We start from the raw sequence: 25,293 nt of genomic DNA, 5'->3' as shown, positions 1-25,293 counted from the left end.
TACATGTAAGTGTTTTTTAGCATAGAGTTACGAAAAATGCAGTGCCTTTTCAATCGCGTAAATACTCTCAAGCACCGCATCTAGCTGCTCTAAATCAAGCATGTTTGGCCCATCACACAGGGCCTCGCACGGGTTGATGTGGGTTTCAAAGAAAAACCCATCCACGCCCGTAGCCGCAGCGGCACGCGCGAGGGGTGCGACAAACTCCCGTTTTCCACCGCTACTTCCCCCTACGGAACCGGGCATTTGCACCGAATGGGTCGCGTCAAACACCACGGGCGCAAAAGCGCGCATGATGCCAAGGGCGCGCATGTCCACCACGAGGTTGCCATACCCAAAGGTACTGCCCCGTTCGGTCAACCACACCCCGTGTTCTTTGGCAACGTCGTACCCTTCGCCGTTGACGCCCCTTGTTTCAAGGACTTTTTTGACCGAATAGCGCATGTCTGCGGGGTTAAGAAACTGCCCTTTTTTGATGTTGACCACGCAGGATGTTTTGGCCGCAGCGACCAATAAATCTGTCTGGCGGCACAAAAACGCAGGAATCTGAAGCACATCTACCACTTCGCCCGCAGGACTAGCTTGGGTGAAATCATGGATGTCTGTTAAGAGCTTAAACCCAAAGGCAGCGCGCACTTCTTCTAATAACTTCAACCCTTCGTCTATCCCAGGTCCGCGAAAACTCTCAAGGCTTGTGCGATTGGCTTTATCAAAACTGGATTTAAAATAAAACTCTATGGCAGGATTTTCGTGGTATTTCACCAACCCTTCGGCTACGCGAAGAAGTAAATCCTTGCTCTCGATGACGCATGGCCCCGCAATGAGTATCATGCCTTTTCCTTTGCTACTAAAATTCCGCCAAAAATGACGAGTATTATACCAAACATGCCTAAAAGATTCGGGAAAACATCCCCCAGCAAAACCCCCAAAAAGACCGAAAAGAAAATACTGCTATAACTTGCCGCTGCCACAATCCCAGCCCGTGTTCCCCCATACGCTCGGGTCAGAAGGGTTTGCGCTAGCGTGGCAAACCCTCCCATCCCCGCAATGTAAACCCATGCCATGCCATGGGGCATCACAAAAACCCCAAGGGCAAAATCAAAAGCGCCCACCTCCACAACCTCGCTAATGGCCATGAGCACCAACGGCCCTAGGGTACCAATACTCATAAACGACAACACAATGGCCCGCGTATCGTAGTAGCGTTTTAATTCGCGCACACTTGTGTACGCCAACCCCGCCCCAAGACCGCTAAAAATGCCCAATATATCGGTTTTTTCAAGGGTAAATCCGTCAGGTTGTATCACAAAGACAATCCCCACAAACCCAAGACCAATCGCCATCCACCCCCTAGACCCGATGGATTCTTTCAAAAACCACGCGGCCAACAAGGCGGTAAAAATGGGAGAGGTGTAAGAAAAAATCATCGCCTTGGCCAACGAAATGTGGGCAATGTTGTAAAAAAAGGCGAGCAAGGCCAAAAAGCCGATGGTGCCGCGAAAAACAAGTAGCCAAAATCGCCCACCACGGTTGTTCATGGGGTTTTTCCACACGCTTAGGCCAATGAGCACCACCCCGATGAGGTTGCGGAAAAAAACTACCTCCACAGAAGGCATGAGCCCGCTGAGCATCTTAGCACACGCCCCCATGAGGGCAAAGAAAAAGGCGGCCAACACCATCAGCCGCACCCCTTCATTAAGAACAGGCATCGCCATACGCTTACGCAGCATTAAAACAACCTAAACCTCTCCACCCAACACATTTGCAGTTTTTTACATGTAACGCTTTGCCCAAAACAGGACAAGGGGTTTGAATACACACACGCGGACCTTTAAATGACGCAAAAAGAGTATTTCCCTAACGCCACATGATTGAATTACGCTATTTTAATCTACCTTGTGTTAAAATCCCATTACCTTCACTTAAAAACCACGGTATTATCCAACAGAGGACCCTCATGGAACAATTTCAAGAACTACTTGATGCCACGCTATTAGATATTCGGCTTCAAGATATTGCCATTGCGATTGCCGTTTTTTCTTTTTTTCTGCTATTGCGTACGGTCTTTACCAAAACAGTACTAGCCACCCTGAAATCCTTTACAGAAAAGACAAAAACCTCCCTTGATGAGAAACTCGTAATCGCCTTGGAAGAACCTTTGCGCTTTATCTTTCTCCTCTTGGGTGCCTACTTTGCCAAGCAAAGCTTAAAACTCGAAGCCCTCGATGGGTTTTTTACCCACCTCATCAGCTCCCTTGCCACCTTTATCTTGTTTTGGGTGCTGTACCGACTTGTCAACGAGTTTAGCACTATTTTTAGCGCATTTTCCACCCGCTTTGGCAAAACACTGAGCAATGACATTGAAAACTTCATCATCAAAACCTTGCGCGTCATCATCATCGCCTTTGGTGTCATGAGTATCTTGCAAATTTGGGGTGTCAATGTCAGCGCTTTTGTTGCTTCCTTGGGACTTGGAGGCCTAGCCATCGCGCTAGCAGCGCGCGACACCGTTGCCAATCTTTTTGGCTCGTTGGTGCTCTTTACCGACCGGCCTTTTCGTGTGGGAGATTGGATTCAAACCAGTGATGTCGAAGGGGTGGTAGAAGATATTGGCATTCGCTCCACCAAGGTGCGCACCTTCGCCCAAGCCCTCATCACTGTCCCTAACGCCATCGTGGCCAACACCGCCATCACCAACTGGACACGCATGGGCAAGCGCCGCATTCGCATGTCCCTAGGTGTCACTTACAGCACCACTACCGCACAAATGGAGGCAATCCTTGGCGACATTCGCGCCTACCTTGCCTCTAACGACACGATTCATCAAGACACGATTATGATTTATTTTGATGAATTTGGCGCAAGTAGCCTCAATATCTTTTGCTACTTTTTCACCAAAACCACCGTCTGGGCAGAGTATTTGAAAGTCAGAGAACAGGTCAATTTAGAGCTTATGCGCATTATTGAGCGCAACGGCGCCTCCTTTGCCTTTCCGACACAATCTTTGCATATCGAATCCATTCCCAGCGAACTCATCACCCAAAAAGGTTAAACCACGCATGTTAAATATCGCACTTTTAGGCAAACCCAACGTTGGCAAAAGCTCTCTTTTTAACCGTCTTGCCAAAGAACGCATTGCCATCACCTCAGACCTCAGCGGCACCACGCGCGATGTGCGCACCAAGCGTGTCCTCATTGAAGGACGCGAGTGCCTCCTTACTGACACAGGGGGGCTAGATGAGAGCAGCACGCTCTTTGAAGCAGTCAAAACCATGTCCCTCAGTGCAGCCAAAAAAGCCGACATCATCCTCTACCTCGTCGATGGCAAATGCTACCCAGACGAAGAAGACCGAAAACTCTTTTACTCCCTCGCCAAACTGGGAAAACCCATCGCCCTTGTGGTCAACAAAGCCGACAATGACGCCGACAAAGAACGCGCATGGGAGTTTGGCACCTTTGGCGCCGAAGTGCTCATCCCCATGTCTGTCTCCCACAACCGTGGCACAAGCACGTTGAAAAAATGGCTTTTAGAGTTTTTGCCGCCCCTTGAAGAAGTACAAGAAGACGAAGAAAATGAAGACGACATGTTTGAGGCATACGAAGAAGACGAGGAAGACCAAGCCCTCCAAGAAGAGCTTATTGAAGAAGACCCTGCCTTAAACATCGGCATCATTGGGCGTGTCAACGTGGGCAAAAGCTCCTTACTCAATGCCCTTGTGGGCGAACAGCGCGCCGTGGTAAGTGATGTTGCGGGCACCACCATTGACCCCGTGGATGAGAGCATCATATACAACGACACAGTCTTCAACTTCGTTGATACTGCGGGTTTACGCCAACGAGGACGCATCGAAGGAATCGAACATTACGCCCTTAAGCGCACCGAAGCGGTTTTAGAGCGCACCGATATTGCACTTTTGGTACTTGATGCGAGCCAACCCTTTACTGAACTGGATGAGCGCATCGCTAACTTGGTGGAAAAATACGAACTTGGCTGCATCATCGTCCTTAACAAGTGGGACATCGCCCATGCGGATTTCAAAGGCAGCACCGAAGCCGTGCGTGACCGTTTCAAGTTTCTCGCCTACGCGCCCATCATCACCGTTTCCGCCCTTTCCAAAAAACGCGTGCCCAAGATTCACGACCTCATTTTGCGCGTGTACGAGAACTATTCTAGGCGCATTCCCACATCCAAGCTTAACGAACTTGTCAAGGAAGCCAGCATCCGCCACCACCTTCCAAGCGACAAAGGCAAGTTGGTCAAGATTTATTTTGCCACCCAGTTTAACATTTGCCCGCCACGCATCGCCCTTGTCATGAACCGCCCACGCGCCATGCACTTTAGCTACAAACGCTACCTCACGAATCGCCTACGCGAAAGCTTTGACTTAGAAGGCTCACCCATCATCCTCATCCCGCGCAACCGCGGCGAAAAAGACGAAGACGCATGAAAAATATCGTCCTCATTGGCTTCATGGGTGTAGGCAAAGGGACCATTGCCCGCGCTTTTTGCGCCCACACCCACTGTGTTGGTGTTGACACCGATGATTTGATTGAGAGCATGGAAAACCGCAGTATTAAAGAGATTTTTGCAAGCGATGGGGAAGCGTATTTTCGCGCCAAAGAACAAGAAATCGCCCTGTGGCTAAGCAAGCACGTCAAAGAGACACTCGTCTCCACAGGTGGCGGATTTTTCATGTGTGAGTCCCTCAAAAAAATTGGCACGGTGGTCTATTTGAAGTCGAGCTTTGAAGGTATTTTAGAGCGCCTACTCAACCACCCCAACGCGGAACAAAAACTAGCCAAACGTCCGCTGTTTACCGACAAAGAAAAGGCAAAAGCCTTGTTTGATAAACGCGCACCTTTGTATGAAAAAAAAGCAGATATTGTCTTACATGTAGAAGGAAAAAGCGTCACGCAAATCGTCAAAGAATTGGAAAAAAAGCTCAAACGCTAAGAGGGCACCGCGCCAACGCATCACCCATTTGCCTAGCCAGTGGGTGGCCAACCTCCCGTTTAATCCAACCTTCTTCTTTCTTTGGCTATAATCTTCCCATTTTACAACACAACTAGGATGTTCAATGCGCACACTAACTGGCATTCAACCCTCTGGCGCGCTTCACATTGGTAATTATTTTGGCGCGATTAAACAGATGGTGGATTTACAAGAGAGGGACGAGCTATTTTTATTCATCCCCAACTACCACGCCCTCACGTCCCTCAAAGACCCTAAAGCCCTTAAGGACAACACCTTTGACGCAGCCATCACCCTTCTCTCCTTGGGCATCGACCCCGCCAAAACAACCCTTTGGGTTCAATCAGACGTCAAAGAAGTCTTGGAACTTTACTGGATACTCTCAGGCTACACGCCCATGGGACTCCTTGAGCGCGCCCACAGTTACAAGGACAAAGTCGCCAAAGGCATTGGAGCAAACCATTCCCTTTTTTCCTATCCTGTGCTCATGGCTGCGGATATTTTGCTCTACCACGCCCAGTGCATTCCTGTGGGAAAAGACCAGATTCAACACGTGGAAATCACCCGTGACATCGCTGTTAAATTCAACAACGACCACGGCGAAATCTTCACCTTACCTGAGTTTAAAGTAGACGAAAACGTTGCCACGGTACCAGGCCTTGATGGCACCAAGATGAGCAAAAGCTACGGCAACACCATCGACATTTTTTCCACCGAAAAAGAGCTCAAAAAACGCTGTTCCGCTATCATCACTGACTCCACGCCCCTAGAAGAGCCCAAAGACCCCTTTACATGTAACGTGTTTGCGCTAGCCAAACTCTTTTTAGACGAAGCGGGCCAAGAAGCCCTCATCGCCCGCTACCAACGAGGCGGCGAAGGGCACGGGCACTTTAAGATGTACCTCAAAGAGCTCATTTGGGACTACTTTGCCCCCCACCGCGAGCGGCGCGCTTACTACCAAGCCCACCCTGAAGAGGTGTTTGAAATCTTAGACCAAGGGGCACAAAAAGCACGCCAAATCGCCCAAAAAACCATAGAAACCATCCGCGCTGCGGTTGGCATTTACCGATAGGATAACCTGATGTTGGACCTTAAATTATTGCAAAATGACATTGAGAGCGTTCAAAACGCGCTAGAAAAAAAACATGTAGACGCGTCCTTGCTTGAACGCTTACGCACCCTCTCTCTTTCCCTTAAAGAGGCACGCCAACAACTCGAACCCCTTCAAGCAGAGCAAAACGCCAAAAGCAAAGCCGTGGGCGTGGCGGCCAAAACGGGTGGCGATGTCGAAGCACTCAAAGCAGAACTTAGCCAAAACAAAATAGCTATCGCTTCACTCCTAGAGCGTGTCAAAACCCTCGAAGAAGAGCTTGAAGCCCTGGCCCTTGGCATCCCCAACATGCCAGACCCTAGCGTGCCTGAGGGCAAGGACGAAGAAGAAAACGTGGTGCTTAAAACCGTACTCACACCTCCTGTTTTTGCCTTTACCCCCAAAGAGCACTGGGAGATTGATGCCAACCAAGCGTGGATTGACTTTGCAAGAGGCGTCAAACTCTCCAAAAGCCGTTTTTCGGTCCTCAAAGGCCAAGGGGCAAGGCTTTCTCGCGCCCTCATTAACTACATGTTAGACTTCAACCGCGCACGGGGCTTTGAAGAAGTTGCCGTTCCCTACATCGTCAACCGCCCTACCCTCACAGGCACGGGACAATTGCCCAAGTTTGAAGAAGATTTGTTCAAGATTGAAGGAGAGGATTTATTCCTCATCCCCACCGCCGAAGTCCCTGTAACCAACCTTTACTACGATGAAATTCTCCCTGCCGAAGCCTTGCCTTTGTGCTACACCGCCGCCACAGCATGCTTTCGCAAAGAAGCAGGAAGCGCGGGGCGGGACACGAGAGGGATGATTCGCCAACACCAGTTTGACAAAGTGGAATTGGTGGCCCTAACCCATCCTAGCCAGAGCGAGGCCATGTTTGACCAGATGGTCGCGTGCGCTTCGGACTTGCTCACCTCATTGGGTCTTGCGCACCGTCACGTGCTTCTTTGCGGTGGAGATTTGGGCTTTAGTGCAGCCAAAACCATCGATTTGGAAGTATGGTTTCCTGGCCAAAACCGCTACCGCGAAATCAGCTCCATCTCCAACACCCACGATTTTCAAGCCAGACGTGCCAAAATCCGCTTTAAAGAGGGCAAGAAAAACACCTTTGTGCACACCCTTAATGGCTCATCACTCGCCGTAGGACGCACCCTTATCGCCATTATGGAAAACTACCAAAACGAAGACGGCACCATCACCATCCCTGAAGTCTTAAAGGTGTACATGTAAGATGGCTGAAGAAGAAATTGTAATCTTAGAAGACGATAGCACAGATGAGATACACGCTATCGACTCCCTTGATTTTCAACTCGAAACCACAGGAGAGGATGCCGCCCAAAGCACCATAAAGGTATCCAAAAAAATTCCTCCTAAAATGCTCTGGCTTAGTGTAGGTGGAGGGGTATTGCTCCTGCTTATCGTTATTCTTTTTCTTCTTATCTTCCGTGGTGCCAAAGAGGTTGAACCTAGCAGTATCGACCCTTCCCAATTAGCCAAAGACTTGCAACGCAAAACACCCGAACAGCCCTTTGGCCCTTCCCGCCTAGAAACCATGCTCAAAAAAGCAAACATGCTTTACGACCAAGGAAACAAGACCGAAGCCCTCAAACTTTACGAAGAAATCGCCATCTTCAATGAAGCGCTCTCCCACTACAACATCGGTGTCGCACAGATGCGCGAAGAAGACTTTGAAGCCGCGCTAGAGTCTTTTAAAAAAGCGATTCTCAACCATGAAAACCGCTCTATTAGCGCTATAAATGCGGCTGTTTGCGCCCTTGAGCTTGGCAACCAACCCTTATTTGAGTATTATTTGGAGCTAGCACAAACTTACCTTCCTGAAGAGAGCAACTCGCCTCTTTATTCTTATTATGTAGGCCTCGTGCATTACTACAAAAATCTGTACTATGAAGCGCTTTCAGCCTTTTCTCACCCAACAGGCGAACACTACAAGGAGCGGCAACGCTATCTTGCTTCTAAAATCCTGAGTTTTTTAGAAGCAAACCATTATGCTATTGACGCTCTCTTGGCGCACCCAAACCAGTACAACGCGCTCACGCTGGGACTTTTAAACGCCCGCATCGGAGAGTATGAGATTGCTAGAGCACAGTTGACGCAAGCCATGGAGCTTGGGGTCGAGCAACGCCGTGCATCCGTCGCCCTTGCTCTTGTGGAATCAAAACTGGGCAACTTGCAAAACACAGCCACTTTATTGCGCCAAACCCTAGAGAGATTTCCCGACCTGGCCACAGAAACTTACCCCATCCAAACAACCCTCAAATCTTCCCTTTTTGACATCAACCAAGCGCAAAAAGACTTTAAAGAAGGCAACTTTTTTAACAAAGAAAAACGCTACGATTTGTTGTTTTATTTCGCACCCTATAAAATCTTTAATGCCCAACAAACCATCGACTACATCCGTAAAGGAAGCCTTAATATCGAGGCCAATGCCGTAGGAGACGCTTTGGACTATTTGCAAGCTGGCTCTACCATTTCACGGGTCAATGCCGCCATGACCCAAGCCCTCAACCTTGCCCTTGATCACCAAGTCTACAAAGCCAACCAACTACTACTTGCCATGATTGACACCTACCCGCAACATGCTATTTTGCACTACAACCTTGGCCTGACCTATGCGCAACTGGGAAATTATTCCCTTGCTAACCGCCACTTTACCACTAGCTACCGCCTCAATCCACGCAACTACCTCTCGGGGGCTTTTGCCCTTATGAGCGCTGATTTAATCGGCCGTGACACAACGCTCCTTGCAAGAGATATCAAAGAAACCCTCGAAAGCGACACCACCCTTTCGGAAATCAACCTTTTCATGACGCTCATCCATTTGGTAGAAAACAACCAACTTTCCATGGCCAGATGGATGGAAGAAGACAAAGAAAACTCTCCCTTTCACTTGGCTTTTGATGTGATTATCTCTAGGCTCACCAACAATTCCAATGCTTATCTTGCAAAAACGGAACACTTGCGTGCTACCTTGCCCCAAGACCTTGTCTCCAACATCCTCGCTTTTCATGCTAAATTTGGCGACAACGAAATCAAAGCCTATGCTAGAGCTATTCAAATTGAGTTTCGTAAGCTTAATGTCAACATGGATGCTTTTTATTATGGGCCAAAGGTAGTGAAAGAGCAATATGTCAAACTGTTGCAAATTGGGGGATTGCTCCACCATGAGCGTGCCGCTTTATTGGCACGCATGGGAAAAGAGACCAAGGATGTTGAAGGTATCGTTAATACGGTGGCATATTTGAGCATTTACACGCACCATTTTCAAGAAGCATACACCTTTTACAATCAGTTGATTGATGATTTTAAACGTCAAGACAGTCGCACTATTTTCCTAGGGGCCGTCGCTTCCGTTGGTGCAGGGCAGACTGCCAATGCCATCGCTTTGCTTGAACTCTCCAAGCGCATAGACCCGGCCAACATTGAAAGCCGCTACGCCCTTGGGCTTTTGTACCAAGAGGTTAAAAATTTTGAAGGAGCCGCTATCCAATTTGGCGCCATTGGAAATAGCGGCTTTGTGTCCAATTATTTTAGTTTCAAAATCGAAAACTAAATACCTTTTTTCTCCAAGCCCCTCATGCGCAATCCCTCGCGGAGTGACATGTAGCTATTGAGTGCCCCAATGTACGCTTTTGCCGTAGCCCACATGGTGTCTACACTCAAACCATGGCCCATAACAGCAGGTTTTTGGTCGTCAAAGGCCACTTTTACCACAACACGCGCCAACGCGTCTTTGCCTTGGGTGACCGCGTCCACCTTATAATCCATCAACTCGCCGTTCACGCCACACACACGGTCAATGACCTTAAACACTGCATCCATTGTCCCATTGCCAATAGCAGCGTCTGTGGTCTCTTTGCCTGCATGGCGAATGGTCACTGCAGCGTTAGGCACGCCCCCAGGGTTGCAATCAGAAAGCTGCAAGGTAACCAACTCAAAAATCTCAGGGATTTTTGTGATCTCTTCTGCCACTAAAGCGCGAATATCATCGTCAAAAACCTCTTTCTTCTGGTCTGCTAGCGCCTTAAACAAAACAAACGCTTCATTAAGTTCTGTATCATCCAAGGTATAGCCAAGGGTTGCTAGCCTGTCTTTAAAGGCGTGGCGGCCCGAGTGTTTTCCCATCACAATGGAGTTTTTCTCAAGTCCAATGTCTTTAGCGTTAATGATTTCATAGGTTTCTTGATGTTTTAGCACACCATCTTGGTGGATGCCACTCTCATGCGCAAAGGCATTTTTACCCACAATTGCCTTATTGGGTTGAGGCTCAATGCCCGTAATAGACGCCACCAAACGGCTTGTTGGGTAAATTTCTTTAATGTTGATGTTTGTGGTCAAAGGAGCAAACACATCTTGACGGGTACGAATCGCCATGACAATCTCTTCTAGTGCAGCATTCCCCGCGCGCTCTCCAAGGCCATTGATAGTACACTCAATCTGTCGCGCCCCAAACTCAACACACGCAAGAGAGTTCGCTACTGCCAAGCCTAGATCATTGTGGCAATGGGCTGAGAGCACCGCACGCTTACCCACAAACGCGTACAACTCTTTAATAATCGCACCCATTTCATGTGGCAAACGGTACCCCACTGTATCGGGAATATTAAGGGTCGTTGCTCCGGCATTCATCACCGCATCAAGCACTTCTTTCATAAAGCCTACATCGCTTCTGCCTGCATCTTCGCAGCTAAACTCAATGTCATCGCAAAAGGTTTTTGCATAAGCCACCGCTTCCGTCGCGCGTTTAATCACCTCGGCTGGGCTCATTTTTAGCTTGTACTCCATGTGAATGGAACTGGTGGCAATAAACGTGTGGATGCGCTTCAACGGCGCAGGGGCAATGGCTTCGCCTGCTGCTTTAATATCCCGCTCAATGGCCCTTGCAAGGGAGCAAATGCGAGAGCGTTCGACCTGAGAAGCAATGCGTTGGATGGCCTCAAAGTCTCCAGGGCTTGCCGCAGCAAAACCCGCCTCAATCACATCCACACCTAATTTTTGAAGCTGTAAAGCGATTTGAATCTTTTCTTCGGTATTCATGGACGCACCGGGGCTTTGCTCCCCATCGCGCAACGTAGTATCAAAAATAGTAATAATATCGGGTGTCATAGGTTATCCTTAATGGTGTTAAAGTTACATGTAAACAAAAAAATGAGAGGAAAAAGGAGGACTAGAGGAGCAGGAGAGCGTTTTTGATTTCGATTTTTGGAAGGTGTTTAATGGCTTTCATAATGCCGATATCAACACTGTTCATGGCGTCTCCTTTGTGAAAATTTAGGTATTATACTTATTTTTTTTCCATTTTGCAACGAAAAAAACATAACTCTCCCGCGCCACCCCATAAAGCAAATAGAGGGTCACAAAAAAAGTTGCGCTGTCAATGGGGTACAAATAGACCAAAGAAAAGGTCACCGTTAGGTACACAAACACTTTCATACGGTGTGCTTTTTTAAAATCCAGTTTTTTAAAACTTGGGTAACGCACATTGCTGACCATTAAAAAGGCAAGCACGCCATGGCCCATAAGCACGGTCCATTCAAGCCCTTGCATAAAGGGGTATTTCTCGTACATGAGCACCCACATAGCAGAAACAACTGCCGCAGTAGGGATAGGAACCCCGATGAACACGGAAGGCTCACTGTCTGAACTCATCACGTTAAAGCGCGCAAGACGAATGGCCCCAAAGACCACGAACAAAGCACTTACCAAGGCACCCAAGCGTCCAAATTGGTGCCCGATACTAAAGTAAAACAACATCGCGGGGGCCACCCCAAAGGCAACGATGTCGGCCAAGCTATCAAACTCTGCGCCAAACTTGCTTGTGGTTTTTGTCAACCGCGCAATGCGCCCATCAAGCCCATCAAAAACCAAAGACAAGAGAATGTAAATTGCCGCAGTTTCGTACTGTCCACGCACGGAAGCCAGCACGCCAATAACACCCAAAAAAGCACTTGCAGCAGTAAAAAGATTGGGAATGAGGTAGATAAGTTGAAGTTTTCCGTCTTTAGTAGGGCCCATTATTGCTCACTTTTAAAATAACCCAACACTGTCTCACCCGCCCTAAGGGATTGTCCAAGGGTTACACGAATGCGCACGTGCAAGGGAAGCAAAAGCTCAACCGAACCCTCATGAATATACCCCAAACGCTCGCCAAGTTTAACCTGCGGCTTGTCTGTAAAAAGCCTTAGAGTTTGTGTAAAGACGCCTGCTAAAACACGCATATATACTGCCTCATTTTCCCTTTTACATGTAAGAAGAATTTGTTCGTTTAAAAGCGGTGCTTTAGGGGAAGGCTGAGGTAAAAAAAGTCCGTGACGCGGATGTGCGTGATTGATTTCTAAGGCGCAAGGAGCCCTTAAAACGCCCACATCCAAAAGGGAATTTTCAATCACAATCCTCAAGCACGCCTCACCCGCAGGGGTTTTTCCTTTTTCAATTGAGCGCACCATTCCATCTGCAGGCGCAATAATCACTAGCCTGTCCTCTTCTTCAGGAATCCGCTCAGGGTTTCTGTGGAGCAAAACCAGTGCCACAAAGAGGGTTAAAAACACCCAAGGAATCACGCCAAAAACCAAAGAAAGAACGAAAAGAGCAAAGGCGATTCCAATGCTCTTCCATCCCTCTTTAGCAACAATTTGTGTCGTAGTTGGTGTTTTACTCATGGCTACTCATCTTTGGAGGGCACGGGGGTCTCCCCTGCTTCTTCCTTGGGTGCAGGCACATCTTGTTTCTTTGACTCTTTGGCCGTTTTCAAATCATCATCATGGTGGTGCAAGGGTTGCAATCTGGTTTCAACACCTTGCTCTTTCTCGTATGCTTCAATGATTTTTCGTACACGCAACCCCTCAATGTTTTCCTCTTCAAACAAGGCTTCGACGATATTTTCGATGGCCCCTTTGTAGTCCCGCAAGGTTGAGAGTACTATTTCATAGCGCTCCGCTAAAAGTTTTTTAATATAGCCATCCACATCTTCGGCCATCTTGTCACTGTAATCTTTTCCACCATAACCCCCACCTAAAAAAGTGGTGCGTTGTTTTTCCAAGACCATCAAACCCGCCACATCACTCATCCCATACACACTTACCATGGACTTGATAATGTCAGTTGCGCGCTCAAGGTCATTGCCAGCACCTGTGGAGATTTCCTCGATAAACACTTCCTCAGCAGCACGCCCGCCCAGAAGCACATCTACTTCAGCCAACAATTCGTGGCGTTGCATCAAAAACTTGTTTTCCTCAGGGGTGTTAAGTGTGTAACCAAGGGCAGCAAGACCCCGCGGAATAATCGACACTTTAGAAACCCGTCTCGCGCCCTTGGTGGTTTCTGCGATAAGCGCATGGCCACTCTCATGGTACGCTACGATGCGTTTTTCTTTAGGGTTAATACGACGGCTCTTTTTCTCAAGACCTGCAATAGCACGCTCCACTGCCTCAATCAAGTCGCGTTGCTCTACGTAAGACTTGCTGTTACGTCCCGCCAACAAGGCCGCTTCGTTGATGATATTAGCCAAATCCGCCCCTGCAAGTCCTGCGGTGAGCTTTCCAATCTCTTCCAAATCCACATCGCGAGACAATTTAATGCCCTCAACGTGCACCTTTAAAATGTCCACACGCCCTTTGTAATCAGGCTTATCCACCAACACTTGACGGTCAAAGCGGCCTGGGCGCAAGAGCGCGGCGTCCAAGACTTCAGGGCGGTTAGTGGCCGCAAGAACGATAACTGGCGAAGAGTCTGAACTAAAGCCATCCATCTCAGCTAAGAGTTGGTTGAGAGTTTGTTCACGCTCATCGTTTCCACCCATCATACCATTGGCCGCACGGCTCTTGCCGATAGCGTCGATTTCATCGATAAAGACGATAGCAGGTGCTTCTTTTTTAGCGTTTTCAAACAAATCGCGCACACGGCTTGCGCCCACGCCCACAAACATTTCAATAAAACTTGAACCCGAAACAGAGAAAAACGGCACATCTGCCTCCCCTGCTACTGCTTTTGCAAGCAAGGTTTTACCCGTTCCTGGAGGGCCTACTAGCAAAACACCCTTAGGAATCTTGGCACCAAGTTTCATATAGCGGTCGGGGAATTTTAAAAAATCCACGATCTCCATAACTTCTTCCTTGGCTTCTTCAACCCCTGCAACGTCCGAAAATTTCACTTTGGGTTTTTCAGAATTGACCAGTTTTTTACTGCTGCCCATTCCCAAGATGCCCCCACCCATATTTTTTTGCATACGGCTTGCCAAAAACATCCAAATACCAAAAAAGATAAAAATAGGTAAAACCCACGAAAACAAAATATCTGTAAACCAATTGGTCTCGCTGTAGCCGCCATAGGGAATCTGCTTTTCATCCAAAAGCGGGATGAGCGTCGCATCTTCCCCTACTTTTTTGGCCACATACACGGTTTTTCCCACACCTTCTTGGGTAAACCCGCGAATGGTAGTTTGCCCAAGGGCTACATAGGTGAGTTGTCCGGCCTTAATAAGTTCTTTAAATTCATAGTAATTGATATTTTTTGTCACCGAAGTTGACTGGCTTGTGCCCCCAAAACTCGCATCTTGCGAAGGGCCCATGAGGTTTTTAAAAAGCATAATAATAACTATTGAGAAAATAGCAAAGACTATGAGTGGATTTTGATTAAAAAAATTGTTGTTTTTATCAGGCTTCTTGTTGTCGTTTCGTCGTTGATCCATCGTATGTTACCTTTTGTTAAAAATCATTGTACACCACTCATCTTGCGTGAGGGTTTCTGCGAGTTCGAGTTCGCTAAAACGTGCTTCTACACGCTTGGCGTATTTTTCTAAAATACCCGAAAGCACCAAGACGCCTTGGGGTTTTAGTGCGTTTATAAGTTCGCGGGAAAGCATGATGAGCACATCGGCAATGATATTGGCAACCACCACATCATAGCGCGCCCCTGCCTCACCCACAGAACCCACCCAATGGCGGTGGTAGGTGATAGCGTTGAGTGCAGCGTTTGTCAGAGCACTTTGCACAGCAAGGTCATCTGTGTCACACACATCTACCTTGGCGCCAAGTTTTACTGCCGTAATACCCAGTATCCCACTCCCGCATCCAACGTCGAGGAGTGTAGCGTCTTTGGGTAAATACTTTTGCAACGCTTGCAAGCATCCAAAGGTGCTTTGGTGGTGGCCCGAACCAAAGGCTAAAGCTGGGTCGATACATACATTCAAAAACCCTTCTTTAGGAGGGTCCCAACTAGGATGCACATACACCCCGCCTGCTTCCACGGGTTGAATCGAGGCGCGGTATTGCGCAATCCAGTCTTCATTGTTTTTTTCACATGCCTCAAAGTGCACATGCACTTCTTGCCCTAAAGATTCACCCAGTTTTTGCGCAAAAGCTTCCACGCCAAAGCGCACCATATCTAGCGAATCCTCACTGCGGACAATCAGCGTTTCGCCCTCAATCTCCACAGCCTCTTGCCCAAGCGAAAACACCAAATCGGAAAAAAGTTCATGAGCACAAGAGGGGGTAATACGAAGTTCAGTGTAGGTTGGTTGCATCAAAACTCAGTTCAAAACGTCTTCAAGTTTCTCTTTAAGAACCTGAGGCGTAAAAGGCTTAACGATATAGTTATTCACTCCAGCTTTTAACGCTGTAATGACTTCAGTTTTTCCACCTTCGGTGGTCACCATAATGATGGGCATATCGACATATTTAGCATCGGCACGCACTTTTTGGACAAGCTCTAGGCCATTCATTTCAGGCATATTCCAATCGGTGATAAGCACATCAATGTCTGGATTTTGAGAAAGAATCTGCCATGCTTCAACACCGTGCTCGGCTTCTAAAATCTCTTTATGCCCAAGTCGTCCCAAGGTATTTTTGATAATGCGTCTCATGGTTGAGCTATCGTCGACTACAAGCAGTTTCACGTATCATCCTTACATGTAAAAGTTTGACCCATTTTAGCCTAATTTACTTTGAAGTTACTTTAGGGTTTTGCGCCCTAACGTACTCAAACGCCTCGCGAAGGTCGAGTGTTCCTTCGTAAAACGCCTTTCCGACAATCACCCCCGCCACCGCTTGCGTCGCTAGGAGTGCCATGATGTCGTCCATGTCTTTTACGCCGCCACTAGCGATAGTATCTACCCCACTTGCTTTGGCAATTTCTAGCGTAAAGGGCACGTTGACACCGCTAAGTGTTCCATCTCTGCCCACATCAGTACAGATGATGGCTTCCACACCCACATCCGCAAAACGACGGGCCAAGTCTGTGGCCTTCATGGTTGATTTTTCCGCCCAACCTTCCACGGCAACAAAGCCATCGATGGCATCAATCCCCACAGCAACGCGCGCAACACCGCAAGCTTTTTCAACAAAAGCAGGATTTTTCAATGCAATAGAGCCTAAAATAACACGCTCAATTCCCAAGTCCACATAGCGTTTTACCGTGTCTAAGTCTCGAATACCACCACCAAGTTCAAGCTTGAGAGCACAATTTTTACGAATCTGCTTGATTTGCTCTAGGTTCCTAGGTTCGCCTGCAAAAGCACCATTTAAGTCCACCAAATGCAGCCATGCTGAGCCCATCTCCTCAAAAGCATGGGCTAGCTCCCAAGGTGCATTTGAGTAAATCTTTGCGCTCTCCATTAAGCCCTTCGTTAAACGCACCGCTTGCCCGTCTTTTAAATCAATCGCTGGTAAAATCTCCATCACAACTCCACAAAATTTTTCAAAATTTATTTTATACTGCTTTTATATTTATAAATACCAAGAACAGTGATGATATGATTTTCATTGTCTATTTTATAAGGAACCACATAGCCCTTGTAAACCAAATCTCGCACAAAGGTATGACTAAAGTAAACAGACTGTCTGTATTTCAAGGGCATAAAAGATAAATTTTCTATTTTTCCCTTTATTTCTTCTTTAAAGTTATTTGCTCTGTTAGGGCTATCCTCGGAGATAAAAGTCCAAATATCCATGAATTGCTCTTTAAAAGCAATATCATAAATAATTTGCACTACCGAGCCCCTGTTTGCTTCTCTATCTCACTCCACACCTCTTTGTGGGACAAACATTTCGTTTTGCCACTCTCAATGGCTTTAAGAGTCTTGTGAAGTCTGTCTTTATCTTTCTGAAACTGCTCAGTTTTCATATACCGAAGCGTCCCCGCATCAAGGGTTTCTTCTTTTTTGTCAATCTCCACAACCTCCACTCCATCTTCCTTAAAGCGTTCCAATAGCCACAAAATTTTTTGCGCTACGGTTTTATTGTGAACTTTGACAGCTAAAAGCATGCTTTGCTCCTTATTTCGTGGAATAAATTTTAGCACTGAACATCACAACTCCACAAAATTTTTCAAGATTTTTAATCCGTTTTCGTGAGACTTTTCAGGGTGAGGTTGGAAGCCAAAGACGTTTTCCTTTTGCACAGCACTGGGAAAATCATACCCGTAGCGGGTAACGCCCACCACATATTGGGGCTCACATACGGCATGAAAGCTGTGAACGAAATACAAATACATACGCTCTTCAAGTCCCTTAAAAAGGGCACAGTCACCCTTTACATGTAAGGCATTCCACCCCATGTGAGGTACTTTTAAGGCAGAAGGAAAACGGGCGGGATTAAACTTTTCAACGTTTCCGGGGATGAGTCCAAGCCCTTTTGTTTCACCAAATTCTGTGCTGTTCTCAAACAAAAGTTGCATCCCAAGGCAAATGCCAAGCAAGGGCTTTCCCGAAGCGGCAAACGCCCTTACAGCTTCATCCATGCCCTTGTGTTCGAGGTGCTCCATAGCCTCCTTAAAGGCCCCAACACCTGGCAAAATCACCTTGTCGTACGCTTTCACACAGGCAGGGTCACGCACAAGCTCTGCTTTGACACCCAGTTTTTCAAAGGCATTCATCACACTTTGGAGGTTGCCCATATTGTAATCTATAATGCCTATCATCGTCCCTCTTTTATTTGGATTACTTTAGGTAAGTTCCTTGTATGGGCGTAGCAGGCTCAGCTTTTGGGCCACTAGAAACTGCTTGGTCTGGTGCGCCATCTAAACTACTAATATATTCTGCCAAGGAGCGAACTTCTTGCGAGGTAAGTGTCACTGAGGCTTGATGCATAATGATTGATGTGCTTCCGCCATACGAAGAATCTCTGCGATATTCTTCCATCTGATTTATAAGTTCTTCTTTAGAAAGGGTGCGAAGCACTCTAGCGTTGTTGTAGCTACTGCGTTCCGCCTCTACACCATGACAGCGAAAGCAGGTACGGTCATAGAGTGCTTTTCCCGCAGCAACATTGCCCACCTGTGTCCGTGGCGAAAGAATAGCGTCCAGCACCCCACCGCCACCCGTGGTGTATTCAAGAGGAACTTCTTGAATCTCAACCTGCCCCTCTTGGGCATGTTTTTCCATGAGCGCTTTAAGCTCCTTAGCAAACTCCCCCTTCGCGGTAAACACATAGGTTTCCTCCGCCACCATCATTGAAGCCACAAGAACACATGAGAGCAACACTCGTTTCATTAAACATCCTTACATGTAAAGTCAAAAGGGGATGATTATAGCATGGCTAAACTAAAGAAGTTATCAATATAAACGGGGGGAGAAAATGGAGAGATAAAAAATAACCTCGGGTCCCATTTGTTTTTTGTATATTGGCTTTGGTGGTATTTTAACGAAAGAGGCTTTTTGCAAGATAAGCAAAACTACATCCAAAAAACCCGAGGAGAGACTCCTCGGGTTTGGAAAACTAGAACTTGTAAGTCGCTTGGAAGCGGATTTGTTTGTAATCTTCATTGGCTACCGCAGAATCGTAGTCCACGTCAGAATAAAAACTATAGAAACTAAAGTTTTTAGAATAGTCGTACCCTGCTTCTACGTAGATTTCACGGCCATAATCGTCGCTACCTGTTTTTGCTTTAGAGTAGCCGGCACCCACAGAGTAGTCACCAAATGCATAACCTGCTTTAGCAAAATAGGTTTTAGCATCAGCCAAGTTTGTGGTGTCGCCATAGAGGTTTTGACCTGCAATGATATGTTGGCCATCTGCGCTAAGGGTGTGAACAGGTTGGTCTTTGTCATTTCTAATGTAACCTCCACCTACGCTAAAGCCTTCAATCTCATAGCCCGCCTCAACAGCCCAAAAAACACCTTTGTCATCTGCAAAAAGAGTTTTGGTTTCGTCAGCTAATTTCAATTGATTTACTTGTCCCTTCAAGCTAAATCCAGCAAATTCAGCAGAAAGTTCTACAAATGCAGAATAATCAAAGATATTCTCCATTTTTGATACCCAAAATTGAGCATTCACTGGTCCCATGGAGCCAATAGCGGCAGCTGCATAGATATTCTCCTCGCCAATATCACCAACAACACTACCAAGACGGTCTTCAAGCGTGGTGTTTAAAAATGCACCACCTGCGAAAGTCCAACCATCTACGCCTGTATAAAATGCCATTACACCATTACCAAAGTCGCCATCCCATGCGTTTTCTGTCCATGGTGTTGCAAGTTGCATTTTACCTGCTTGCACACTGTAGTTGGCTACTGCGTACTGAAAATACGCCTGCGATACGGCGAGGTTTTCTTCATTAGTTCCCAAGGAGCTCGCATCTCTCGCATCACTAGGAGTATTGTATCTTAGTGTTAAAACACTTTTTACATTTTCAGCAATAGGGGCCGTAAAGGTAAAAACACCTGAAAATCGGTGACTATCTGTACCCGAACTACTGTCATAATCGTGCATATCAACACGGTATCTCATAAGGCCTGTTAGGTCAACACCTTTGATGGCTTCTTCGAGTGGGGCTGCAGAAGCGAATGTTGTCATCGCGCCTGCAGCAACAATAGCAGCAAGGCTAAGTTTAGCAAGTTTCATAAGAACTCCTTTAGAAAAAAGTAGAGTTAATTGTACCATAAAAGGAAAAACGGTTGAAAAAAAAATGATGAAAAACTAAGCAGTAAAGAAAGAGAGAAGGGCGGATGAGTCAAAATGACTCATCCAAAAAACACTAGAAGCTATAAACTGCTTCGATACGGATACGGTCGTTACCTTTTTTATCATCCATTTCGAGTGCAGAGTAATAACCTGCAACAGTAAAGTTTTTAGAGTATTTGTAAGCAGCATCCACATACCACTCGTCCCACTCAAAGTCACTCGTTGTCCCTGCAACGTCTTTGTCTTGCTCAGATTTAACATAACCAGCACCAAAAGCAATGTCGTTAACTTTGTAGCCTGCAGTTACGAAGTATGTCTCTGTGTCAGCTTTGTTTACAGTTTTTCCATAAATTTGTTTACCAGCACGAATCATCTTGTGGTCTGCAGCAAGTGCGTAGATACCCATGTCTTTGTCGGTTTTCATATAACCTGCACCAACGTTAAATGCATCGATTGCATAGCCCGCTTGTGCTGCCCAGAAAAGACCTGAGTCATCATTTCCTGTTATATACTTATTAGTCACGGCACTGGTCGCAACGGCAGTATTAATATTATCATCTTCTAGCTTAAGTTGGTTAGCTTGCACTTTCAAGCTAAAGCCAGCAAATTTTGTAGAGAGTTCTGCAAATACAGAGTGTTTAAACACATGGTCAAGCTTGCCTACCCAAACTTGTGCATTAACTGGACCTACAGAGCCAATTGCTGCAGCTGCGTAAAGGTTTTCTTCATCACCCAAAAGACCAGCGGTTGCTTTGCCATTGTCTGTGTTGAAGAATGCAGCACCAGCAAATGTCCAACCTTCTACACCTTTATACATACCAAGCACACCATTTCCACGTTGACCGTCATATAAGCTGTCATAGGTCCAAGGTGAAGAAATCATCATCTTACCAGCGTTAACTACATAATCTGTATTAGCGTACTGGAAATATGCTTGAGTTACAGCGAAGTTTTCTTCGTCGGTGCCATCGGCTCTTGCATTTCTTTCATCACCCAAAGTGTCATAACCAAGTGTTAAGATACTCTTAACACTTTCCGCTACAGGAATTGTAAACGTAAATGCACCTGAAAAACGGTGGTTGTCAGATGAAGCACTAGTTTTACTCTCAGGGTCATTAATGTCTACTCGGTATCGCATAGAACCTTTAAGGTCAACACCCTTAATGGCTTCTTCAAGTGGGGTAGCAGATGCAAATGTCGTCATCGCACCAACAGCAACGATAGCAGCAAGGCTAAGTTTTGCTAATTTCATGTAAACTCCTTAGAAAATTTGTGTTACGGGGAAAATTATACTACAAAACCCTCTCATTTTGCTTATTTTAAGCTTAAAAAAACAAAAAACTACAAATTTGTTACCGTTTGTTTACCCTCAAAGAGTAAAAGGCACCAAAAAGCCTTACATGTAGAGGGGTGTTTTGGGAGGGTAAGGCTATAGTGTTTTTTTCTTGAGGGTGTTTTGCTATAATCACAAATAGACCACCAGTAGATTTTTTGCGAGGATTAAAATGAAAACATTGACACTTCATATTAGCGATGATTATTTTGATAAAATCGTTTCACTCTTGGAGATGTTGCCCAAAAAAGCTGTAAAAATTAAACAAGAAGACAAGAAAGAATGTGTGGCGCGTCCAATACCTAAAAACCACCTTGCTTCTAGTGTTCACGAAGTGCGACAAAGGGTACTCGCCTCAGAGCAAAGTGTTGACGTGGATGAGCAATGCTACCAAAAAGAAATGAAGCATTTTTTACACCATCAACTCAAGATAAAACCTTGAAACTTATCAGGAAAGCGCATTTTATCGCTTCCCTTAAAAGCATTTTAGAGTTCATCGCCCAAGACAAGCCCAGTGCGGCTTTGGACTTCTTCTCACAACTAGACCGTCAGCTTCTTACACTGCTAGAATCGCCTTACATGTATAGAAAATCTCACTACTTTACAGAAGAATGCTACAGGGACTTTATCTTTAAAGGTTACACGGTCATCTACAAGGTAGATAGCAACACTGTTTATGTTTTAGAAATTTTTAAATGGAAAAAACGATAAAAACAACCACGCCAAAACCACAAGACAGAGCAAAAGGCACAAAAGCCTTACATGTAGAGGGGGATTGCTGTCAAAAAAAACTTATAGGAGCTTGGAATGCATACTTTCATCAGTAGGCTTGATTTTGGAGACAAGATTTATGTCTATCTTCAAAGTGGCGACATTTTGACCATCCCCTACAGTTACACCAAAAAAATCCAACAAGCGACAAAAGAAGAGCTTTTGACTTACCGGCTCATTGGCGGAGGTATTGGGGTGCATTTTGAGAGCATAGACGAAGACATCTCACTTGGGGGAATCATCGCCTACAAGCTAAACCACGAGCTTAGAGCAAGCTAGTAGCCTTACATGTAAAGGGGGATTTGGAGGTTTGTATTAAATCTTTTTACGTGTTGTTGTTTGGTTAAAAGCACTAGGTCACCTCACCTCTGTCAATCCACTTAAAGATATCAAGAACTTGGATGAGGCGCTCGTCTTGCACTACTTTGTAGATGACAATGTAGCCCTTGTGGGTAAGGTCGCGGTAATTTTCGTTTTCAATAAAGTGCGATGCTCGGCAACGGTAAGGGTTTTGCCCAAGAGACTCAAGTTTAGTTTTTAATGTTTTTTTAAAATTCCTTGCCGCACTTGGCTTGTCGGCCCAGATGTAGGCACAAATACGTTGTAGTGCTACGCCAAACTGAGCCCCATAAACAACACTAAACACCCATGTCTCTCCAAAATTCTTCGCCAGAACAAAACGTAGCACTTTGTTCTGCCTTGGCTATCCTATGGAGAACTTCTTTTTTAGAAGTTACCACCTCGGGTAGAGGCTCTTTTTGGATGTCAACTTTCTCAACAATACCTTCCTTCAAGGAAGCTAAATATTCTAGAAAAAATTTTGCTTTGTTTTCGTTAATCTGTAATCGTACCACCATATCACACCTCCGCGTTTTGAAATTATACCACAGAGCAATTCATGCCCATCGACGCAGAGTGTCTTCAATCTTAAAAGCACCCATAATTGCTTCCTCGGGTCTTTGTTTTCGAGGTATTGTATCGCATTTTATGCTGTTAGATAAATTTGAAAATAAGGCCCAAGAGTTTGGGCCTTTTGGATTACTTGACTTCGATAGACTCTTTTAAAGAATCTAGGGTTTTCTCGCCGATGCCTTTGACATTGGCGAGTTCTTCGATGGTTTTAAACCCGCCGTTGGCTTCGCGGTAGGTGATGATGGCTGTGGCTTTTTTGTCACCGATGCCTTTAAGGGTAGCTAACTCTTCCGCAGTCGCAGTGTTGAGATTCACCTTGGCCCACAGGGCAACTGCTAAAAACAAAAACAACATGATACTTCGCAGCATCATTTCTCCTTTTTGTAAGATAGGGGGTGATGGTAACATAAAAAAGTAGTTAGTTTTGCTTAACACGCTTGGGAAAACAGTTTTACTGCTTTTTGTAAAAGTGGCGCCAAGGTTACTTTGCTAGCAAACTATGAATCTTAGGATATTTAAAGCAACGTTTGAAGGTAGCGGGTAATTTTTTCATCTCGCGCAGAATATTCTTTAATGGTTGACACTAAGGCCTCTTTTATGTCAAACTGGGCGTTCGCCACACGAAGAAGGTCTTTGTTTAAATCTTCAAGTTTTTGCGTTATTATGTCCCACACCTCTTCAGCATCAATACCAAAGTAGCCATGAGCAATGACGTTTCTAAAATTAACAATTTTTCGAAAATACGAAGGAGAAAGGTTTTCAAAGTTTTCATCCTCCAAAAGATAGTTAAGTGACTCACCAATGATTTCAAAGGCTCTCATAGTGGCATCCCAGTGAAGAGAACTATGTTGCAAGTCATGGCCACTTTTAAACTCAGCCGTGTAGGATTTTACTTTGTAAATAGAAACGAAGGTATCGACAATAAAAAGTTCAAAATCTCTCTCTTCTTTTTTATGCATAAAGAATCTCTTTGGCGATTTTTTGTTTATAGAAGTCTCGAAAACTATCAAAATAGCCCACATCAACGGGTGTTTTAAAAGAATTTTGAAGATATTCTCTTAAATCCTCGCGAAGAAAAAAGTCTTTTTTGGTTGTAACGATAGCCAAATCAATATCACTGTTTTGATGTGCTGTTCCTCTTGCGTAACTACCAAATAGCCCTATTTTAGTGACAGCATATTTTTGGCGCAATTCATCTTTGTGTTCTCGCAAAAAAGTCAAAATCTCTTCTTTTGTCACAATTGCCTCCTTTGCTTTGATTGATTTTAGCACACTTTAAACACAGAAAGGCAAGGCCCAAAAGCTTGGGCCTTTTTGAGCTACTTCACTTCGATAGACTCTTTTAAAGAATCTAGGGTTTTCTCGCCGATGCCTTTGACATTGGCGAGTTCTTCGATGGTTTTAAACCCGCCGTTGGCTTCGCGGTAGGTGATGATGGCTGTGGCTTTTTTGTCACCGATGCCTTTAAGGGTAGCTAACTCTTCCGCAGTCGCAGTGTTGAGATTCACCTTGGCCCACAGGGCAACTGCTAAAAACAAAAACAACATGATACTTCGTAGCATCATTTCTCCTTTTGGTAAGATAGGGAATAATAACATAAAGTATTATTTTATGTTGCTTAAACGTATTTAAAAATAAAAAAGAGAGAAAGCCTTACTGTTTTTGTTCAGAATCACACTGAGGTTGCTTGCTAGTAAACCTCATCATGCACGCCAATATCTATGGGGATTATTTCTTTCTCATTGAGAATAAAATCTATGACTATTCTATATTGCATAGTAATAGAAACACTATAGTAAACCCCTAATTTTCCTTTTAATTTGTGTAGTCTTAGCGAAGGGCGATAGGGGTCTAATTCAAGTAATTCTATGGTTTTTACATAGCGACTTAGCACGTCGGGGTGTTTTTTGATAAACTTTTTTAGCTTTTTAAAATACTCATCCGTTCGGATGATCTTATAGCGCATCCATCAACTCTTTCACGTGTTCTGAAGCTGTTTGGATTTTGTATCTTCCCTCCTTGACATCTTGCATTGCCTTCATATGCGCAATGTCTAACTCGTGCTCCCTAAAGGCCTTGTACCTTTCTATATCAAGAATCACGTATTTGTTTTTTCCCCGAACATTGACAATAAGTTCGTCGGTCTTTTGAAGCATTTTTTCAAACATGGACACGCCGTTCACTTTGACTTCATTTGCTGTGATTATCATAATAGTACCTCCAATAGTACTTTTAATAGTATTTTACTCCAAAGAGGTTTAAAAGAACCAAAATAAAGTAGCGTAGTTGTTACCTT

General features: G+C 45.5%; 31 protein-coding genes. 9 read left to right on the top strand and 22 right to left on the bottom strand.

From position 1 onward, the window contains the following. Positions 1 to 27: 27 nt before the first annotated feature. Complete coding sequence (gene kdsA / locus AC5SLM_RS12345; RefSeq protein ID WP_495251268.1) at positions 28 to 831, bottom strand: 3-deoxy-8-phosphooctulonate synthase; 804 nt, start codon at positions 829 to 831, stop codon at positions 28 to 30. Next, on the bottom strand, positions 828 to 1,730 hold the full coding sequence (locus AC5SLM_RS12340; protein WP_495251267.1) for a DMT family transporter: 903 nt from the start codon (positions 1,728 to 1,730) through the stop codon (positions 828 to 830). The genes kdsA and AC5SLM_RS12340 overlap by 4 nt, the downstream gene beginning before the upstream one ends. A gap of 227 nt (positions 1,731 to 1,957) precedes the next feature. Here AC5SLM_RS12340 and AC5SLM_RS12335 point away from each other — a divergent pair, with 227 nt between their 5' ends. The 6 genes from AC5SLM_RS12335 (at position 1,958) to AC5SLM_RS12310 (ending at position 9,639) form a co-directional block, all read left to right on the top strand. Continuing rightward, positions 1,958 to 3,052, top strand: coding sequence for a mechanosensitive ion channel family protein (locus tag AC5SLM_RS12335; protein WP_495251266.1), 1,095 nt, complete (start codon positions 1,958 to 1,960; stop codon positions 3,050 to 3,052). 7 nt (positions 3,053 to 3,059) lie between these two features. Then, positions 3,060 to 4,448 carry a ribosome biogenesis GTPase Der gene (der, locus tag AC5SLM_RS12330; protein ID WP_495251265.1) on the top strand — a complete coding sequence of 463 codons (1,389 nt, stop codon included), beginning with the start codon at positions 3,060 to 3,062 and terminating at the stop codon, positions 4,446 to 4,448. Beyond that, positions 4,445 to 4,954, top strand: coding sequence for a shikimate kinase (locus AC5SLM_RS12325; protein WP_495251264.1), 510 nt, complete (start codon positions 4,445 to 4,447; stop codon positions 4,952 to 4,954). The genes der and AC5SLM_RS12325 overlap by 4 nt, the downstream gene beginning before the upstream one ends. 124 nt (positions 4,955 to 5,078) lie before the next feature. Then, positions 5,079 to 6,044, top strand: coding sequence for a tryptophan--tRNA ligase (gene trpS, locus AC5SLM_RS12320; RefSeq protein ID WP_495251263.1), 966 nt, complete (start codon positions 5,079 to 5,081; stop codon positions 6,042 to 6,044). A 9-nt stretch (positions 6,045 to 6,053) separates the two neighbouring features. After that, positions 6,054 to 7,298 (top strand): serine--tRNA ligase, encoded by a 1,245-nt coding sequence (serS, locus tag AC5SLM_RS12315; protein WP_495251262.1) that lies wholly within the window; start codon positions 6,054 to 6,056, stop codon positions 7,296 to 7,298. Position 7,299: 1 nt separating this feature from the next. Next, positions 7,300 to 9,639 carry a tetratricopeptide repeat protein gene (locus AC5SLM_RS12310; RefSeq protein WP_495251261.1) on the top strand — a complete coding sequence of 780 codons (2,340 nt, stop codon included), beginning with the start codon at positions 7,300 to 7,302 and terminating at the stop codon, positions 9,637 to 9,639. Here the strand turns inward: AC5SLM_RS12310 and AC5SLM_RS12305 are convergent. The 13 genes from AC5SLM_RS12305 to AC5SLM_RS12245 form a co-directional block, all read right to left on the bottom strand. Then, positions 9,636 to 11,192, bottom strand: a complete 1,557-nt coding sequence (locus AC5SLM_RS12305; RefSeq protein ID WP_495251260.1) for a 2-isopropylmalate synthase — start codon at positions 11,190 to 11,192, stop codon at positions 9,636 to 9,638. The two genes, AC5SLM_RS12310 and AC5SLM_RS12305, sit on opposite strands and share 4 nt — an antisense overlap. 165 nt (positions 11,193 to 11,357) lie before the next feature. Further along, entirely contained in the window at positions 11,358 to 12,101 is a 744-nt protein-coding gene (gene pssA, locus AC5SLM_RS12300) for a CDP-diacylglycerol--serine O-phosphatidyltransferase (RefSeq protein ID WP_495251259.1), read from the bottom strand. Next, the gene (locus AC5SLM_RS12295; protein WP_495251258.1) at positions 12,101 to 12,745 is read right to left on the bottom strand and encodes a phosphatidylserine decarboxylase; all 645 of its coding nucleotides are present in this window, start codon (positions 12,743 to 12,745) and stop codon (positions 12,101 to 12,103) included. The genes pssA and AC5SLM_RS12295 overlap by 1 nt, the downstream gene beginning before the upstream one ends. A gap of 2 nt (positions 12,746 to 12,747) precedes the next feature. Then, positions 12,748 to 14,772 (bottom strand): ATP-dependent zinc metalloprotease FtsH, encoded by a 2,025-nt coding sequence (ftsH, locus tag AC5SLM_RS12290; protein ID WP_495251257.1) that lies wholly within the window; start codon positions 14,770 to 14,772, stop codon positions 12,748 to 12,750. A 6-nt stretch (positions 14,773 to 14,778) separates the two neighbouring features. Then, positions 14,779 to 15,606 (bottom strand): 50S ribosomal protein L11 methyltransferase, encoded by an 828-nt coding sequence (locus AC5SLM_RS12285; RefSeq protein WP_495251256.1) that lies wholly within the window; start codon positions 15,604 to 15,606, stop codon positions 14,779 to 14,781. A gap of 6 nt (positions 15,607 to 15,612) precedes the next feature. After that, positions 15,613 to 15,978: a chemotaxis response regulator CheY gene (locus AC5SLM_RS12280; RefSeq protein WP_495251255.1), complete on the bottom strand. Its 366-nt coding sequence runs from the start codon at positions 15,976 to 15,978 to the stop codon at positions 15,613 to 15,615. Positions 15,979 to 16,021: 43 nt separating this feature from the next. Beyond that, positions 16,022 to 16,759 carry a 1-(5-phosphoribosyl)-5-[(5-phosphoribosylamino)methylideneamino]imidazole-4-carboxamide isomerase gene (gene hisA / locus AC5SLM_RS12275; protein WP_495251254.1) on the bottom strand — a complete coding sequence of 246 codons (738 nt, stop codon included), beginning with the start codon at positions 16,757 to 16,759 and terminating at the stop codon, positions 16,022 to 16,024. 26 nt (positions 16,760 to 16,785) lie between these two features. Further along, the gene (locus AC5SLM_RS12270) at positions 16,786 to 17,070 is read right to left on the bottom strand and encodes a type II toxin-antitoxin system RelE/ParE family toxin (RefSeq protein WP_495251253.1); all 285 of its coding nucleotides are present in this window, start codon (positions 17,068 to 17,070) and stop codon (positions 16,786 to 16,788) included. Next, a complete protein-coding gene (locus tag AC5SLM_RS12265) occupies positions 17,070 to 17,345 on the bottom strand; it encodes a hypothetical protein (protein WP_495251252.1) in 276 nt (91 codons plus the stop codon). Before AC5SLM_RS12265 ends, AC5SLM_RS12270 begins: the two co-directional genes overlap by 1 nt. A 42-nt stretch (positions 17,346 to 17,387) precedes the next feature. Next, positions 17,388 to 17,999 carry an imidazole glycerol phosphate synthase subunit HisH gene (hisH, locus tag AC5SLM_RS12260; protein ID WP_495251251.1) on the bottom strand — a complete coding sequence of 204 codons (612 nt, stop codon included), beginning with the start codon at positions 17,997 to 17,999 and terminating at the stop codon, positions 17,388 to 17,390. Positions 18,000 to 18,018: 19 nt separating this feature from the next. Beyond that, entirely contained in the window at positions 18,019 to 18,570 is a 552-nt protein-coding gene (locus AC5SLM_RS12255) for a c-type cytochrome (RefSeq protein WP_495251250.1), read from the bottom strand. 226 nt (positions 18,571 to 18,796) lie between these two features. Next, on the bottom strand, positions 18,797 to 19,921 hold the full coding sequence (locus AC5SLM_RS12250; protein ID WP_495251249.1) for a porin: 1,125 nt from the start codon (positions 19,919 to 19,921) through the stop codon (positions 18,797 to 18,799). Between the two features lie 133 nt (positions 19,922 to 20,054). Then, entirely contained in the window at positions 20,055 to 21,233 is a 1,179-nt protein-coding gene (locus AC5SLM_RS12245) for a major outer membrane protein (RefSeq protein WP_495251248.1), read from the bottom strand. Between the two features lie 253 nt (positions 21,234 to 21,486). Here AC5SLM_RS12245 and AC5SLM_RS12240 point away from each other — a divergent pair, with 253 nt between their 5' ends. The 3 genes from AC5SLM_RS12240 to AC5SLM_RS12230 all read left to right on the top strand — a co-directional run bounded on the left by AC5SLM_RS12240 (position 21,487) and on the right by AC5SLM_RS12230 (position 22,364). Then, positions 21,487 to 21,756, top strand: coding sequence for a hypothetical protein (locus tag AC5SLM_RS12240; RefSeq protein WP_495251247.1), 270 nt, complete (start codon positions 21,487 to 21,489; stop codon positions 21,754 to 21,756). Next, positions 21,753 to 22,025 carry a type II toxin-antitoxin system RelE/ParE family toxin gene (locus AC5SLM_RS12235; RefSeq protein ID WP_495251246.1) on the top strand — a complete coding sequence of 91 codons (273 nt, stop codon included), beginning with the start codon at positions 21,753 to 21,755 and terminating at the stop codon, positions 22,023 to 22,025. The genes AC5SLM_RS12240 and AC5SLM_RS12235 overlap by 4 nt, the downstream gene beginning before the upstream one ends. A 96-nt stretch (positions 22,026 to 22,121) precedes the next feature. Then, the gene (locus AC5SLM_RS12230; RefSeq protein WP_495251245.1) at positions 22,122 to 22,364 is read left to right on the top strand and encodes a DUF2442 domain-containing protein; all 243 of its coding nucleotides are present in this window, start codon (positions 22,122 to 22,124) and stop codon (positions 22,362 to 22,364) included. A gap of 73 nt (positions 22,365 to 22,437) precedes the next feature. Here AC5SLM_RS12230 and AC5SLM_RS12225 read toward each other — a convergent pair whose 3' ends face one another. The 7 genes from AC5SLM_RS12225 to AC5SLM_RS12195 all read right to left on the bottom strand — a co-directional run bounded on the left by AC5SLM_RS12225 (position 22,438) and on the right by AC5SLM_RS12195 (position 25,207). Further along, entirely contained in the window at positions 22,438 to 22,773 is a 336-nt protein-coding gene (locus AC5SLM_RS12225; protein WP_495251244.1) for a type II toxin-antitoxin system RelE/ParE family toxin, read from the bottom strand. A gap of 350 nt (positions 22,774 to 23,123) precedes the next feature. Further along, positions 23,124 to 23,366: a ComEA family DNA-binding protein gene (locus tag AC5SLM_RS12220; RefSeq protein WP_495251242.1), complete on the bottom strand. Its 243-nt coding sequence runs from the start codon at positions 23,364 to 23,366 to the stop codon at positions 23,124 to 23,126. A gap of 146 nt (positions 23,367 to 23,512) precedes the next feature. Continuing rightward, positions 23,513 to 23,956, bottom strand: a complete 444-nt coding sequence (locus tag AC5SLM_RS12215) for a HepT-like ribonuclease domain-containing protein (RefSeq protein ID WP_495251243.1) — start codon at positions 23,954 to 23,956, stop codon at positions 23,513 to 23,515. Then, positions 23,949 to 24,236 (bottom strand): nucleotidyltransferase family protein, encoded by a 288-nt coding sequence (locus AC5SLM_RS12210; protein ID WP_205459184.1) that lies wholly within the window; start codon positions 24,234 to 24,236, stop codon positions 23,949 to 23,951. The genes AC5SLM_RS12215 and AC5SLM_RS12210 overlap by 8 nt, the downstream gene beginning before the upstream one ends. Positions 24,237 to 24,316: 80 nt before the next feature. Next, the gene (locus AC5SLM_RS12205; protein ID WP_495251242.1) at positions 24,317 to 24,559 is read right to left on the bottom strand and encodes a ComEA family DNA-binding protein; all 243 of its coding nucleotides are present in this window, start codon (positions 24,557 to 24,559) and stop codon (positions 24,317 to 24,319) included. Between the two features lie 128 nt (positions 24,560 to 24,687). Beyond that, positions 24,688 to 24,963 (bottom strand): type II toxin-antitoxin system RelE/ParE family toxin, encoded by a 276-nt coding sequence (locus AC5SLM_RS12200; protein ID WP_495251241.1) that lies wholly within the window; start codon positions 24,961 to 24,963, stop codon positions 24,688 to 24,690. Further along, entirely contained in the window at positions 24,953 to 25,207 is a 255-nt protein-coding gene (locus AC5SLM_RS12195) for a prevent-host-death protein (RefSeq protein WP_495251240.1), read from the bottom strand. The genes AC5SLM_RS12200 and AC5SLM_RS12195 overlap by 11 nt, the downstream gene beginning before the upstream one ends. Positions 25,208 to 25,293 lie beyond the last annotated feature (86 nt).

It is taken from the genome of Sulfurospirillum sp. HTRB-L1 (genome assembly GCF_059415125.1).
Note: the sequence above shows the minus strand (reverse complement) of the source record. Positions and strands in the feature narration are given on the sequence as shown.

Coding starts and splice junctions, on each gene's coding strand:
- AC5SLM_RS12215 (WP_495251243.1), bottom strand. CDS start 23,956: ATGCATAAAAAAGAAGAGAGAGATTTTGAACTTTTTATTGTCGATACC.
- AC5SLM_RS12335 (WP_495251266.1), top strand. CDS start 1,958: ATGGAACAATTTCAAGAACTACTTGATGCCACGCTATTAGATATTCGG.
- kdsA (WP_495251268.1), bottom strand. CDS start 831: ATGATACTCATTGCGGGGCCATGCGTCATCGAGAGCAAGGATTTACTT.
- AC5SLM_RS12195 (WP_495251240.1), bottom strand. CDS start 25,207: ATGATAATCACAGCAAATGAAGTCAAAGTGAACGGCGTGTCCATGTTT.
- AC5SLM_RS12265 (WP_495251252.1), bottom strand. CDS start 17,345: ATGCTTTTAGCTGTCAAAGTTCACAATAAAACCGTAGCGCAAAAAATT.
- hisH (WP_495251251.1), bottom strand. CDS start 17,999: ATGATAGGCATTATAGATTACAATATGGGCAACCTCCAAAGTGTGATG.
- AC5SLM_RS12245 (WP_495251248.1), bottom strand. CDS start 21,233: ATGAAATTAGCAAAACTTAGCCTTGCTGCTATCGTTGCTGTTGGTGCG.
- AC5SLM_RS12295 (WP_495251258.1), bottom strand. CDS start 12,745: ATGAGTAAAACACCAACTACGACACAAATTGTTGCTAAAGAGGGATGG.
- AC5SLM_RS12305 (WP_495251260.1), bottom strand. CDS start 11,192: ATGACACCCGATATTATTACTATTTTTGATACTACGTTGCGCGATGGG.
- serS (WP_495251262.1), top strand. CDS start 6,054: ATGTTGGACCTTAAATTATTGCAAAATGACATTGAGAGCGTTCAAAAC.
- der (WP_495251265.1), top strand. CDS start 3,060: ATGTTAAATATCGCACTTTTAGGCAAACCCAACGTTGGCAAAAGCTCT.
- AC5SLM_RS12255 (WP_495251250.1), bottom strand. CDS start 18,570: ATGAAACGAGTGTTGCTCTCATGTGTTCTTGTGGCTTCAATGATGGTG.
- AC5SLM_RS12240 (WP_495251247.1), top strand. CDS start 21,487: ATGAAAACATTGACACTTCATATTAGCGATGATTATTTTGATAAAATC.
- AC5SLM_RS12250 (WP_495251249.1), bottom strand. CDS start 19,921: ATGAAACTTGCTAAACTTAGCCTTGCTGCTATTGTTGCTGCAGGCGCG.
- AC5SLM_RS12205 (WP_495251242.1), bottom strand. CDS start 24,559: ATGCTACGAAGTATCATGTTGTTTTTGTTTTTAGCAGTTGCCCTGTGG.
- AC5SLM_RS12200 (WP_495251241.1), bottom strand. CDS start 24,963: ATGCGCTATAAGATCATCCGAACGGATGAGTATTTTAAAAAGCTAAAA.
- AC5SLM_RS12310 (WP_495251261.1), top strand. CDS start 7,300: ATGGCTGAAGAAGAAATTGTAATCTTAGAAGACGATAGCACAGATGAG.
- hisA (WP_495251254.1), bottom strand. CDS start 16,759: ATGGAGATTTTACCAGCGATTGATTTAAAAGACGGGCAAGCGGTGCGT.
- AC5SLM_RS12325 (WP_495251264.1), top strand. CDS start 4,445: ATGAAAAATATCGTCCTCATTGGCTTCATGGGTGTAGGCAAAGGGACC.
- AC5SLM_RS12220 (WP_495251242.1), bottom strand. CDS start 23,366: ATGCTGCGAAGTATCATGTTGTTTTTGTTTTTAGCAGTTGCCCTGTGG.
- trpS (WP_495251263.1), top strand. CDS start 5,079: ATGCGCACACTAACTGGCATTCAACCCTCTGGCGCGCTTCACATTGGT.
- AC5SLM_RS12230 (WP_495251245.1), top strand. CDS start 22,122: ATGCATACTTTCATCAGTAGGCTTGATTTTGGAGACAAGATTTATGTC.
- ftsH (WP_495251257.1), bottom strand. CDS start 14,772: ATGGATCAACGACGAAACGACAACAAGAAGCCTGATAAAAACAACAAT.
- pssA (WP_495251259.1), bottom strand. CDS start 12,101: ATGGGCCCTACTAAAGACGGAAAACTTCAACTTATCTACCTCATTCCC.
- AC5SLM_RS12340 (WP_495251267.1), bottom strand. CDS start 1,730: ATGCTGCGTAAGCGTATGGCGATGCCTGTTCTTAATGAAGGGGTGCGG.
- AC5SLM_RS12285 (WP_495251256.1), bottom strand. CDS start 15,606: ATGCAACCAACCTACACTGAACTTCGTATTACCCCCTCTTGTGCTCAT.